The 14,572-nt window shown below is 44.2% G+C and carries 10 protein-coding genes; all 10 read left to right on the forward strand.

The window, feature by feature from the left end:
* The first annotated feature begins 940 nt into the window (after positions 1-940).
* Positions 941-2,140 (forward strand): saccharopine dehydrogenase family protein, encoded by a 1,200-nt coding sequence (locus tag U1I11_RS04480; RefSeq protein WP_322904147.1) that lies wholly within the window; start codon positions 941-943, stop codon positions 2,138-2,140.
* Between the two features lie 17 nt (positions 2,141-2,157).
* Positions 2,158-3,309, forward strand: a complete 1,152-nt coding sequence (nspC, locus tag U1I11_RS04485; RefSeq protein WP_322904149.1) for a carboxynorspermidine decarboxylase — start codon at positions 2,158-2,160, stop codon at positions 3,307-3,309.
* Between the two features lie 511 nt (positions 3,310-3,820).
* The gene (locus U1I11_RS04490) at positions 3,821-4,717 is read left to right on the forward strand and encodes a protease inhibitor I42 family protein (protein WP_322904151.1); all 897 of its coding nucleotides are present in this window, start codon (positions 3,821-3,823) and stop codon (positions 4,715-4,717) included.
* Positions 4,718-4,969: 252 nt separating this feature from the next.
* A complete protein-coding gene (locus U1I11_RS04495) occupies positions 4,970-5,794 on the forward strand; it encodes a protease inhibitor I42 family protein (RefSeq protein ID WP_322904153.1) in 825 nt (274 codons plus the stop codon).
* A gap of 425 nt (positions 5,795-6,219) precedes the next feature.
* Positions 6,220-6,882: an RNA polymerase sigma factor gene (locus U1I11_RS04500; RefSeq protein WP_322904155.1), complete on the forward strand. Its 663-nt coding sequence runs from the start codon at positions 6,220-6,222 to the stop codon at positions 6,880-6,882.
* Positions 6,872-7,597, forward strand: a complete 726-nt coding sequence (locus U1I11_RS04505; protein WP_322904157.1) for a hypothetical protein — start codon at positions 6,872-6,874, stop codon at positions 7,595-7,597. Before U1I11_RS04500 ends, U1I11_RS04505 begins: the two co-directional genes overlap by 11 nt.
* Before the next feature lie 658 nt (positions 7,598-8,255).
* The gene (locus tag U1I11_RS04510) at positions 8,256-9,851 is read left to right on the forward strand and encodes an ArnT family glycosyltransferase (protein ID WP_322904158.1); all 1,596 of its coding nucleotides are present in this window, start codon (positions 8,256-8,258) and stop codon (positions 9,849-9,851) included.
* Positions 9,851-10,771 (forward strand): hypothetical protein, encoded by a 921-nt coding sequence (locus U1I11_RS04515; protein WP_322904159.1) that lies wholly within the window; start codon positions 9,851-9,853, stop codon positions 10,769-10,771. The genes U1I11_RS04510 and U1I11_RS04515 overlap by 1 nt, the downstream gene beginning before the upstream one ends.
* 890 nt (positions 10,772-11,661) lie before the next feature.
* A complete protein-coding gene (locus U1I11_RS04520) occupies positions 11,662-13,074 on the forward strand; it encodes an amino acid permease (RefSeq protein ID WP_322904160.1) in 1,413 nt (470 codons plus the stop codon).
* 481 nt (positions 13,075-13,555) lie between these two features.
* Positions 13,556-14,299 (forward strand): tRNA pseudouridine(38-40) synthase TruA, encoded by a 744-nt coding sequence (truA, locus tag U1I11_RS04525; RefSeq protein ID WP_322904511.1) that lies wholly within the window; start codon positions 13,556-13,558, stop codon positions 14,297-14,299.
* Positions 14,300-14,572 lie beyond the last annotated feature (273 nt).

Raw genomic sequence — 14,572 nt, forward strand, 5'->3', positions numbered from 1 at the left:
TAACTGTGTACACAATGTAAAACTGTAGTCGCTACATATTCCAGCTCCAGAAGCAGTGTTGAAATGGCAGCGCATTTCGCTAATCCGCTCACTTGCAGTTCATTTCTAGCATGGTAAGCTTAAAAGTAGCTGGATATGCCGTATGTACGATTTCCAGCTCGCTGAACAATTGTAAAATGAATGTAATTTTTTGTTGCCGACAGCAGCTAGTAGACAAGCTTGATCATTAACGACGATGATCTGTTTACAATTAAAATAGAGCGAAAAGCAGCCGATAGTTTGCATTTGGATGATTATTTATAATATCGAAGTTATAAATATTCAGTATGCTCTGCATAAAGAAAAATTGTGAACGAAATGTGAAACGAAGGCGTAGCCTATCCTATGGCTCTACACAATAAATGATTCGTCTCGTAGTATCATGTGCCCATTCATTACATGATGCTAATCATTGTTTGTACATCGTCTAACTGGCTATAGCGATCTTGTAGCACCATTATAGTGATCGACAAAAGCGGTATGGTCAAACTAGGGCAGCTGTTGGCGGCAGTTCGATTTGCATCATATATGTGTTCTTGATCGCATCGATAGCGATCAAGCTGATCGCCATGCTCCAACTAAAACGTATAAATATCCATTTTGAAAAATTTAATCTTATTCGATTGAAAAATCAGTCTGTTTACCCTTGTTATTTACTGCGCTAAAGACTGTAAATGGAAGCATTAATGCGTATTTCGAAGTATTTTCAAGGAAAATCATCGTTAAACATGTGCCACAACGAAATTTGTCGATTTTTATTGATTAACTGCACATACTTATGTATAATCAACGTTGGCGTTTTTGATTGACAGGTGGGTAGTAAGACCTGTACGTCGCGATGTTCAGGCGTGACCTTGAGCATGTAGAGCAAAACGAAACGGACTTTAAGGAGGTCAATATTTTGGGAAAAGCGTTAATTATCGGCGCCGGTGGCGTGGCTAGTGTGGTTGTACACAAATGTGTACAGAACCCGGATGTATTCGAGGAAATTTGCATCGCAAGCCGTACAGTTGAAAAATGTGAAGCTTTGAAAAATAAATTGGACGGAGGGAAAACCAAGATTAGTACCGCGCAGCTCGATGCCGACAATACGGACGAGATCATCGCTCTGATCGAAAGTTTCCGTCCTGACGTTGTAATCAACGTTGCGCTTCCGTACCAGGATCTGACCATTATGGACGCATGTCTTGCGACCAAGACTCACTACCTGGATACAGCCAACTACGAACCGCCTGAAACGGCGAAATTCGAGTATAGCTGGCAGTGGGCTTATAAACAGAAATTTGAAGAAGCTGGCATTATGGCTTTGCTCGGATGCGGTTTTGACCCAGGCGTAACCGGCGTATTTTCCGCGTATGCGATCAAACATTATTTTGACGAAATTCATACGATCGATATCGTGGATGCGAATGCAGGTGACCACGGGTATCCGTTTGCAACCAACTTTAACCCAGAGATTAATATCCGTGAAATTACGGCAAATGGTCGTTATTATGAAAACGGCGAGTGGATCGAAACTCCACCACTGTCCGAGAAAAAAGTATACGATCTGCCGGAGATCGGTCCTAAAGATATTTACTTGTTATACCATGAAGAACTAGAGTCACTGGCGAAAAACATCCCTGGTATCAAAAAAATTCGTTTCTGGATGACATTCTCGCAAAACTATCTGACTCACTTGAAAGTGCTGGAAAATGTAGGCATGACTTCGATTGAGCCGATCAACTTTGAAGGCAAAGAGATTATTCCACTGCAATTCCTGAAAGCGATCCTGCCTGATCCGGCTTCACTCGGCCCAAGAACAAAGGGTAAAACCAACATCGGTATTATCGCTCAAGGTACAAAAGATGGCGAAGAAAAAACGTACTACGTCTACAATGTATGTGATCATGAGGAATGTTATCGTGAAGTTGGCTCCCAAGCGATCTCTTACACAACCGGCGTACCGGCGATGATCGGCGCGATGCTGATGATCAAAGGCGAGTGGATGAAAGCAGGCGTATACAACGTCGAAGAAATGAATCCCGACCCATTCATGGAACAACTGAACAAACAAGGTCTGCCTTGGCAAGAAGATTTCTCGCCAACGCTGCTTGACTAATGATAAGGGAGACGGAAATGACCGATAACTTGAAACCGATCGATTACAGCGCTGTTCCTTCTCCAAGTTATGTCGTAGACGAGCGTCTGCTCGTGAAAAATTTGGAGATTTTGGATTCCGTACAACAACGTACTGGCGCGCACATTTTGCTGGCGCAAAAAGGCTTTTCAATGCATGCGCTATATCCGCTGATCGGACAATATTTAAAAGGTGTAACGTCCAGTTCTCTATTTGAAGCGCGGCTCGGCTATGAGAAAATGGGTAAGGAGACACATGTGTATGCACCGGCTTATGTCGATGCGGAATTCGATGAAATGATGACCTATAGCGATCATATTGTCTTCAACTCATTTTCCCAGTGGCACCGTTTCAAAGATCGTGTGCAACACGCGGACAAAAAGATCAGTTGCGGCATTCGCATCAATCCGGAATATTCGGAAATCGAAGTGCCTTTGTACGATCCTTGTTATAACTATTCCCGTATGGGTACAACGCTGGACAATTTCGACGAGAACGATCTCGAAGGTATTGACGGTTTGCACTTCCATACGATGTGTGAACAGAACTCCGACACATTGGAGCGCACGCTGCAAGTGGTCGAGGAGAAGTTTGGTAAGTATATGCATGCAATGAAATGGGTAAACTTTGGTGGTGGACACCATATTACCCGTGCCGATTACGATCTGGATACGCTGTGCCGCTGCATTACGCACATTAAAGAAACGTACAATGTGGAAGTGTATCTGGAACCAGGCGAAGCGATTGCGCTGAATGCTGGTTATCTGGTCGCTACCGTACTGGATACGATGAAAAATGGGATGGATATCGCCATTCTTGACACGTCGGCAGAATGCCATATGCCAGATGTACTGGCAATGCCATATCGTCCGCATATTATCGGCTCCGGCAAACCGGGCGAGCATCCGTACACCTATCGTCTAGGTGGACTGACTTGTCTTGCCGGTGATGTGATTGGCGACTATTCATTCCCTGAGCCGCTGCAACCTGGCGATCGTCTCGTGTTTACCGATATGGCGATTTACAGTATGGTCAAAAACCATATGTTTAACGGTGTAAATCTGCCTTCTATCGTTAGCTATAATGATGAAGAAGGCGCTCGTGTCATTCGTACATTCCAATTTGAAGATTTCAGCGGACGTTTGTCGTAAGCGGTATTTCATCATTGGATTGTAAATATGCTCGGCAGGAGTAAGTTGCATGAATAGCATTAATGATCATGTAACCTGAGCAGTGGAGCATCATGGGCAGATAGAGCCTAATGAAACATTATGATTAGAACTGTTTTTTCGATCTCGTCCATTGCGCTAGACAAGTTACTCGATCATCGTTATACATGATTGTATCGACATCCCGATGCTGCTTAAGCATCGGGATTTTTTGGTATCAGGATGTTTCTGTTATCGTTATGGATGGATGTAGGTTATAGACGCACAGACGAATGTATAGAGTATCCTTATTAAAGTTGCAGTGTGGACGATAAACATGATAGTTATATTTTTGAATATGTTTTGTATTCATTGCAACAATAGCTAAGTTTTTGGTGTGTATTGGATAGAAAGCAGATCACAACAAGGCAAAACACGAACACGACAAGTGAATAACGAGCAAACAGCAGTATTTCCAAACCGCTAACAATGGACTGACAAGGAGAGAATTAACATGAAACAGAATGCAAACGAACAATCAACCGCTTCACATGCACGTCGTCAAGGCTGGAAAGGTATCGCAATTACAGCAGGCTGTGTCGCCTTACTCGGAACCGGAGTGGGGGGCGGTATGATCTATGCAGCGTCCGATGTGGCACCTTATACGTATGTGGTAAGTTCTGTAACGACGACGCCGATTGATCCTCAACAATTTGGGCAAATGACCGAAGGAGCGTCAGCAGTGAACGAGTCTAAAGTAACCAATAAAACAATCGCAGCGAACACCGACGCAACATTCAACATTAAATTACAACAAAACGAATCGACAGGCTATTCATGGAGCTACAAAGCTGATTCGCACATTCAGTTTGTCAACAAAACGGAGACATCTCCAATACCTGCCGACGTCGATAAAAAAGATGTCCCGATCGTAGGTGCACCAAACGACACGATATTAACATTTAAAGCGGACAAACCGGGCACATATAAACTGACATTTGATTATGTACGGGCTTGGGAAAAAGATGCCAAACCAGCCGAAACGGTCATTTATACGATTAAAGTGAATGACAAAAAAGCAGCAGACCAAGCGAATGTGAGCAACAAAAAGATCGAAGCTACAGCAGGCAAAACATTCGACATCAAGCTGGAACAAAACGACTCCACTGGGTATACATGGAATTACAAAGCTGAGCCACAGCTGAAATTAGTAAAAGCATCTGAACAAGCAACAGCTTCCAGCAGTAAAAGCAAAGACGGTGAAACGATCGTTGGCGCACCAACTAACAAAACATGGGTATTTCAAGCCGACAAACCAGGCACTTACAAATTGACATTCAAATACGAACGCGCCTGGGAAAAAGGGGTCAAACCAGCACAAACCGTCGTCTATACTGTTCATGTTAAATAAGCAGTTTGATGTCACCAGGTGCTTGCACCAAGCCAGCTCATTCCGTTTGTACAGTTGGCGAATGGTGCGCAATTTCCATAGTGAATGGATGCAACTATAAAATAATTAAAATTTCTGCACACATTGCAACAATAGCTAAGCAGCTAGTGTATACGAGATAGAAACAAGAAAATAACACAACGAAGCCACAGCGCAATTGCAATTAACGAAAACAAAAACCTATAACAACTTATTGACAAGGAGAGATTCAAAATGAACAAAAACGTAAACAACCAACCTGCTTCAAAAACAGCACGTCGTCAAGGATGGAAAGTATTCGCACTGACAGCAAGTTGTGTAGCATTGCTCGGAGGTGTAAGCGCAAATGTCATTCATGCGGCGCCAAGTGCAATGCATACGATCAGTGCGGAAACACATAAAACATCGACCTCAAAAGAAGCGAAAGTAGCGTACAAAACGATCAAAACCGTAGCAGGTGAAACATTTACGATCAATCGCGAAGAATTGGGATCGAACGGTTATTCCTGGACGTATACAACCGATAAAGGCATCACATTCGTATCCAAGTCTGAAAAATCTCCAAAAGGAGAAAATGGGATGGTAAAACCGACCATTAAAACATGGAACTTCAAAGCAGACAAGCCAGGTACGTATAAAATCACCTTCAAGTATGTTACCGCTTGGAAAAAAGATGCCAAACCAGCTGAAACGGTCATTTATACCATTAAAGTGGGCGACAAAAAACAATCTGAGCAAGCGAATGTAACTCACAAAAAGATCGAAGCTACAGCAGGCAAAACATTCGACATCAAGCTGGAACAAAACGACTCCACTGGGTATACATGGAATTACAAAGCTGAGCCACAGCTGAAATTAGTAAAAGCATCCGAACAAGCAACAGCTTCCAGCAGTAAAAGCAAAGACGGCGACACAATCGTTGGCGCACCAACTAACAAAACATGGGTATTTCAAGCCGACAAACCAGGCACTTACAAACTGACATTCAAATATACACCCGCTTGGGAAAAAGGCGCTAAACCAGCAAAAACCGTAATCTATACCGTTCATGTAAAATAAAAGTAGGCATCACAAACGGATTATGATTCCAGTCATATAGCATACAAGGTGTAGCACGAAGGCAAAAAGCATTCCGAACTATATTTCGGGATGTTTTTTGCCTGTCTGTAGTGGAGTTTATGTGTATCATGGGGATTCGAAGGCACTGTATACCGCACTATTGTTGGAGGTAGTACACTATTTTTAGGTATAAATTCCCACAATTGCGCAACAATTAGCGCTCTGTCGTTGTGTACTATGTACAGTACCTTAATCCGAAACGATAACGACAGCATCCGTATAATCACGTATAATGAAAGGGAGTCAGATCACAACAAACGGTTTGTACAAGCTGTAATTGTAGTTGAGGTTGTGCTGCTGTATCCCTGGCAATCCCATTTCACCAGTGAAACCAATCCTTAATTTGTCGTGTAGGAGGTCATTTTTTGTTTGAGACAGGTACTTCCATATATAATCCTTTTCATACGTTGATTAGTAAAATAAAACAGGTCGTTTTGCGTCTAACGTCGCTCTGGAAAACGGCGATCGATCAGGAGCAAGATCGCTCGCCACACGAATCGGCTCGTGATACGGTAGCTGTATTGCAACAGCCGCATACATGGCGTGAGCAATCAAACCGCAAAGCAGAATCGGTGTTGGAGCAGTACGGTAATTCCATTTTACGACTGGCGTATTCGTATTTGCACAGTATGATGGAAGCGGAAGATATCGTGCAAGATACGCTGATTCGGTATATGCAGGCGGCGCCGGAGTTTAATAGTCCAAGCCATGAGAAAGCATGGGTACTGCGGGTCGCGATCAATTTATGCAAAAACAAAATTCGCTACAATCGGGTTCGCCAAACGAGTGAGCTGGATGAAGGGCTAATCGCTGATAACGAACAGCAGCTTCAATTTGTATGGGAGGCGGTGCAGCGGTTGCCGGCGATGTACAGTGAAGTGATGCATCTGTTTTATCAGGAAGGGTATCCGACGGCTGACATTGCGGACATTATCGGCAAAAAGGAGACAACCGTACGCTCTTTGCTGCATCGCGCACGGGAAAAGCTAAAGCAGGTGTTGAAGGAGGAGTATGATTTTGACGAGTGAGCCGCGTAAGCGAAACAAATACAACGAAATTATGGAGCGGATTCAGGTAACTCCTGACATGCATGAACGCATTATGAGTCGGATTCGCACGATGGATATACAACCAGCTACGCCGGCAAAACCAACCGTATGGACACGTTACCGCAAATATATGGTAACCGCAGCTAGTCTAATCGTCGTACTCGCAGGGGTACTAACCGCTCAGCATGGATTTGCGCCAGGCAATGAATCGGTTCGTACAGGTACAGCCGTGCCGGAAGCAACAGGAATCGGGCCACAATCGGATATGATGGCGCCAAGCAGAGCGGATTCCACATTACGATCTACTACGATTACCGGCAGTACACCCTATGATTCATTGGCAGCATTAACGAAGGCAGCAGGTTTTGCAGTAAAACAAGTGACTGTATTGCCTTTTACAGCGCAGCAGACAAAGTATGCGCTGCTTGATGGGGTAGCAGAGATTCGTTATATAGGTAGCAGCAATCAGCTTACATTGCGTATGGCATCTGGTGGCGGCGACATTAGTGGCGATTATACGGACTACAGTAGTAAGCGTACGGTTAATCAGAATGGATTGTCAGTTACGATTAAAGGCAGTGACAAAGGCTACAAACTGGCAACATGGGAGCAGAACGGCTATACGTATTGTATCTCAATGGAACAGCCGATTAGCAGTGAGCAATTGCTGGCAGCGGTAAGTTCGGTCAAATGATCCATCATTTCGGGGGCTGCACAAAATTAGCGGCATTGCTCAAGTGGTGCAGAGGCGCACAATAGCGAGCAGCTGAAGCGGGATTTGTGGCAAAATCGGTTGAAAGTAAAGTGTGAACGTGAACGGATTCGATCACAATGCTGCTGGACGGTTGCTTATTCACAATCAGCAGTGATAACATTCAAGCATATAGCCTCGATCGTATAAAAGGGGCATCTGTAAGCAGTTGGAACTCTCCTAAGCAATGCTTGAGGGTTTACAATATGTTTGCAGGCGCCTACGTATGCGGCTCGGGGTTTTTGCTATGCAAACAAACAGATCATTATGAGGCGAAATGGGCACTAACCGGAACGAAGTGCAAAAGGAATAGCGAACAGACTGTAGAAAAATAATGAATTGGAGTTCGTATACAATTCATATCTATACGTTATGCTTCACATAGATGTGGGTGGCAGCAGTGCAATGTGGGCACATGATAAATTTTATACATTTCTGTGCTGATTTTCAGGCATTTTTCATGTTTACCGTTTATAATAGCGGCGATAGATCGACAAAAATGAGAGAGTATGACCGATCTGCCCTGCTTTTCATCCATCATCATGGGTATACGGTTCCTTGCACAACTGGCTACCATTACACTACGCAAAGGGGTTTTTGCATGCAAACTTGGTTTCAGAAAATGGTATACGGGCTGTTGATTTTTTTTACGGCTCTTTTTATCGTGTCATGCTTTTTTATACATGCCGAGTATATTTATGCGGTCTATGCAGATAATCCGCTACTGGAGCGGCAACAATGGCTTATTTTTGTGCCGCTAATTATCGTGCTGACCGTGCTGGGCGTTGTGTTATATCGGCTCTGTTTAAAACTGGAAGCGTATCGACCGCGCACGGTCATTCCGCTCGTGTTGCTAGGCTCGTTGCTAATTCAGCTGGCGATTATTTTTATTTTCCCACGGCAGCCGACCGATGATTCCCAGACGGTGATTGGACTGGCGTTGAGCATGCTGTATAAAGGTGATTATTCGACATTCCAGCCGGGCGGATATTTGCATATGTTTCCGTTTAATTATTCACTTGTGTTGTATTTGGAAGCATTGTTAGCACTGTTTCCGGATAATTATATCGTGCTCAAGCTGTTCAATATTTTGTTTATGCTGCTGACCACATCGATGATTTATTTGATTTATAAGCAGCTTAACCCGCAGCGTCAGAGCAAGGACTATGGTGTGCTTGTATTTGCGGCAACATTTATTCCGGCGCTGTTTATGAACAATTTGATTTATAACGATGTGGTCGGGACATCGTTGTTAATTAGCGGATTTTATTTTGCGTTACGGTTTATGAATGAACGGCAGATTCGGCATATTGTGTTTGCAGCGATTTTGCTGGCACTTGGCAATTATTTGCGTGGTATCGGGGTACTGTTCCTAATTGCGATTGTGCTGACATTACTGTTAAAACTGCGCAGTATCGGTTGGAAAAAGGTATTGCTCGGAATCGTTATCATGGGAGCACTATTTAACGTGCCTAGCTGGGCGCAAAATGCTTGGTTGCAAGCATCTGGTAAAGTATCCGGTTCGGTCACAGCCAATTCGGCGCCGATTTATATGTGGCTGAATATGGGCATTAATTTGCAGCGCTTTGGCTTTTGGGACAATATGGAAAGCTATGTCATTTATCAGCGTGAAGCGGATTATAACAAAGCGAAAAGCGCTGAGCTGTACAAGCAGTCGATTGAACAAAAGCTGTCCGCAGCTACGCCATTACAGCTTGTAGAAATGTATTACAAAAAGCTGATCTGGACATGGACAGAAGGAACATACCAATTGGAACGTTACGGGATCGGTACAGACGGCACCGGGGCAGACGGTTTGCGCATGCGCGGCATTATGGGCAGTTATAGTTATACGAATCCAATCATTACGCTGTTTGCAGGCAATTCGCCTTACCGGATCGGCACATTATGGATTACGTATACGATTAGTTTCCTCATGTATGTGTTTATGCTCATTCGTTTGGTTGGTAGTGTACGAGCGAAGCGGTATGAAGAAGTGTCGCTCGTATTGGTCATTTTGGGCTTTATCGGCTTCTATCTGTTATGGGAGATCAAGTCAAGGTATGTATTCCCGGTTTATCCACTGCTTATTTTGTTATCGTATATGGGTTTTCGGGATGTGTACGAGTGGCTGGTAGAGCGTAAAGGGTGGTCTTGGCTTGCGGTATCCGAACGTCAAAAAAGAGGTGGGGTTTGATGAATAGAGAGCAATATAACAGATTAGCATTACACGGTGATCGGGACAGCAATAGCAGCTCAACATTACAAAGTGATGGAGAGCATCGCAGTTCCAGACCAGTCGTTACCGTAGCACGTCGTCATCGTCGTCATACGCTGACAACGATGACGGTATTGCTCGGCAGTGTATTGCTGCTAAGCGCCTGCAATCCAATCACTGCGCAAAATATTAAGCTGAGCGCGGCTGCCGCTACAGGTGCCGGAGCAGGCATGATGCGACCGCTACGTGATGTCGGCATGACTGCGTGGACGCATCCCGATGTGATCGGTCGTGTGCTGTCTGTTCATGGTAGCAAAGTGAAAATGGAGTTAATGGAGTCGAGCGCCAGTAAAATAGACGCGGCTGCACGTAGCAATGCTAGCGATGTTATCGATCAAGCAGCAACGGCAACGAGTCGTACTGATAAAGTTACCGGAACAAGCACCGGAACGAACGGAGCTGATTACACCGCTACTGGCAAAAAACAAACGATTACATTATCGCAGCAAGTACAGATTTCCGAAATGTCCACATTGATGGAACATTCCGGCGGTCGCAATGGCGGTATGAGCAGAGGTGAACGTCATAATGACGGCAGCTTGGGGAGCACAGGTACTGCGACTTCTTCCGATTCATCTGCTAGTGGAAGTGGGTTGACCGATCCGACACGTTCCAGTTCCAGTATAGCTGGAGCCAATGCAGCGTTGCCAGCAACAAGTCGTTCAACTGGCGGTTCCGCAGTGGATCATACTAGCGCAGATCGTACGCCAACGAATGGTGTGCCAAGTATGAGCAATGATGCACAGCAAGCTGAGCTAAAAACAGGCGATATAGTGATGGTTTGGTATGAACCGGATGAGGCTGTGGCGAAGCGGATCGTTATTTTGCCACTACAGTGAGCAGCGTATAACAATGCGCCAGACGATACAATATCTATAATCAGTATGGCAATTAAAGTGGAATTATATAGTATACATTATCATACAGCAGCATAGGTTAGCGCATGATAAGCTGGATTAGCTGAGTAGGCTGACCGTGCTAACTATGGAATTTAATGTTGTATAGCCTGCACAAGTTCATGCTGTACGACAGAGATATAGGCATAACGCTGGCGTGGATCAAACAGCATATTTAAGTTGGTCAGCCTAATAGGTAGTTGTAGCAAACAAAGGATGTACATGAATTAGTGTACATCCTTTGTTTTATTGGAGATCGATTGCGGGAGTTGACGGTGATATGAGCGTAACTAGCTATAGATCGTTGGCAGGCTGTCATCTTACAAACAGGACGCAAATACTGAAAAACGAACATCATAATGGCAGGTTGTTCTTATGAAGTAGACAATTTTAGTAAAACGCTGTATTAAATATTGTCACAATTTCTTCAAAAAGTATGCGTAGAATGGACATATTCCTTTCTGCGCATACGAAAAAGCAATAGTAACGTTTAGATCACTGTAAAAGATAGCGGAATTGAGAATAATATACCAAATAGAAAAGATAGATAAATCTTGTTATGACACTATTTTACATAAAAACAAACAATGATAAGCGAATATAGTGCGCATCCATTTTAATTTCAAATCTAAAGTTGCTGAAACTAAAATTACAAAACTGTCCACTCCATACAAACAATATATGACCGACTTCCACATCCGTCTCCAGTGGAATGTATAGCATACTATTGAAATTACATATCGTTTACATTACACTGGCACAGTGTTGTTCTGTAGTGCGTTAACGCGTGTAGTTGGCAGCACCAAAGCCGTTTGCATAAAGGGGAGCTTGTTGTGGAGCAAAAGCAATTAAACAGGGGATTAAAATCACGGCATATCGAATTGATTGCGCTGGGCGGAACGATTGGGGTCGGTCTGTTTATGGGCTCATCCAGTACGATTCAGTGGGCAGGGCCATCCGTACTGCTCGCTTATTTGCTTGCGGGTATCATTATGTTATTTGTCATGCGCATTATGGGCGAAATGTTGATCGTACAGCCGGTAACCGGCTCATTTGCGACGTTTGCGCATCGTTATATTGGGCCGCTGGCTGGATTTGTGACCGCATGGAGCTATTGGTTTTTGTGGGTGACCGTCGGGATGGCGGAAGTGACCGCGATCGGTATTTACGTCAATTACTGGTTTACCGATATTCCGCAATGGTTACCCGCTCTCGCCGGGGTAGCGATTATTGCAGCTGCTAATTTGGCAGCGGTTAAGTTTTATGGGGAGTTTGAATTTTGGTTTGCGATGATTAAAATCGTAGCGATTGTATCGATGCTTGTGCTGGGCACGGCGATGATTTTTTTCGGCTTTGGCAATGGAGGCGAACCGATCGGACTGTCGAATTTGTACAGTCATGGTGGCTTTTTTGCTGGCGGGTTAAAAGGATTTCTGTTTGCGCTTTGCATCGTTACAGCGGCATATCAAGGGATTGAGATGATCGGTATTACAGCCGGTGAAGCGGAAAATCCAAAACAGACGCTACGCCGTTCGATCAAAAATATTATTTGGCGTATTCTGATCTTTTACGCTGGTGCAATCTTTGTCATTGTAACGATTTATCCGTGGAATGAAGTTGGGCAAAATGGAAGCCCGTTTGTACTGACATTTGCTAAAGTCGGCATTGTGGCAGCTGCCGGTATTATTAACTTTGTCGTGCTAACCGCAGCGATGTCCGGCTGCAATAGTGGAATTTACAGCGCTGGACGAATGCTGTATACACTGGCGGAAAATGGACAGGCACCGAAGTTTTTTGCCAAAGTCGCCGCTGGTAGCGGTGTGCCACGCAACAGCATTGTTACGACGATTGCGCTGCTGCTCATCGGCGTGCTGTTCAACTATTTATTTCCGGATTCCAAGCTGTTTTTGTATATTTATAGCGCTAGCATTTTACCGGGCATGGTGCCGTGGTTTGCGCTTGCGATCAGCCAGTTTAAATTTCGTCGTCACAATCGTGCGGAGCTGAAAGAGCATACGTTCAAATCGCTATTTTTTCCGGTCAGCAATTATATCGTCATTATGTATTTGATCTGCGTGTTGATCGGCATGTGCTTCAACCCGGATACACGCGTACCATTAATCGTAGGCGCTGTCTTTATCGGGATTGTCATTGTCGGTTACTTTATTTTCCGGATGGGTAAAAGCGACAAGCACAGTGAGCGAGCTGCAACGGAGGAAGTGAGCGGTGAATCGCTTCGTTCGTGATAGTTTGCTAGTAGGAGCTGGAAAGGTGAGGGTATGAAGTGGATTTTGGGCATCTGTAGCTTATTTGCGGTTTATGTAAAGGCTGATTATGAACAAAGGTAAAAGGTAAGAGCGTTCAAACTAGCCATTAAATGGAATCAGCCTACAGTAGCTTGACTAGCTTACATGCCATGTCCGATAGACTACATTATGCCAATACACTGGAATGTTAGCAGTAGAACATCGCTGCTCGGCACGATCAAACTGCTTATTTAACGCGGTCAAGCTATTAGCGTATCGTTCCTATTTGACACGTATAGGCGAGCCAGTCCTTTATGATCATGACAAGGGCTGGCTTTTTGTTGCTCTCGTTAACCGTTGCTGATAAGCTAAACAACGGGCAGTTTGTTAGGATGATGTATACGATATGCTGATCGGTTTGACGATCGGTGAACATCATTTTAACAATAACACTTACTTTATCGATGCGGGAGCAATGCAGATGAACAATTATAAACTAACGATCCAGTACGATGGCAACCGTTATAAAGGCTGGCAACGTCTAGGAGACAGTGATAATACGATTCAAGGCAAAATTGAAAAGGCGGTATCGGTACTGACTGGAGAGGAAATTGAAATAATCGGTTCCAGCCGTACCGATGCAGGTGTACATGCGTTGCAGCAAGTCGCTAATTTTAAAACAGCACAGTCGTTGTCGACCGAGCGTGTGATGAGCTTTCTGAATCATTATTTGCCGCCGGATATTAGCATTAGTAAGGTGGAACAGGTCGATGAGCGTTTTCATGCGCGTTTCCATGCTACAGACAAAACGTATGTGTACAAAATTTGGAACCGCGAATATAGCCAGCCTTTTTTGCGCAAATACAGTATGCATGTCGTCAAAAGACTTGATCTACACCGTATGCAGGCAGCGGCAGCGCATTTTATCGGTGAATATGATTTTACCGCCTATGCCAATGCCAAATCAAAGAAAAAAGATTCCGTGCGCACGATTTATCAGTTAGAGATGACCGAGCAGGATGGGATGATCGAAGTGCGCGTAACCGGCAATGGTTTTTTGTACAATATGGTACGCAAAATGGTCGGTACGTTAATCGCAGTCGGGTTAGGTGAGAAGCAGCCGGATGAGGTACCAGGCATTATTTTGTCTAAAGATCGTTCGCAAACAGGCGGTATGGCAGATGCGGAAGGGCTTTATTTGGAGCAAATTCGCTTTAAATCATAAGGGCAGTTTGTATTCGTATCATTTGCAGACGGGTGAAGTGTGAATTCAGCAGTTCAACCGTATGGTACAGTAAAATCATCGACTACACTATTATGAAAAGAATTCATTTAAATACAAAAGACGCCTATAGTAGAGGCGTCTTTTGTATTACTAAACAAACTATGGGGGAACGATCTGAATACGGTTGTAACGATTGGAATACGCTTATATATCGTCTATCGACAGCTTAAAGCATTTGCAGGACGGCAGCAACTGTCTTGGAATAAGGGCGTT

Source organism: Paenibacillus campi, from assembly GCF_034659835.1.
Taxonomy (GTDB): Bacteria; Bacillota; Bacilli; order Paenibacillales; family Paenibacillaceae; genus Saccharibacillus; species Saccharibacillus campi.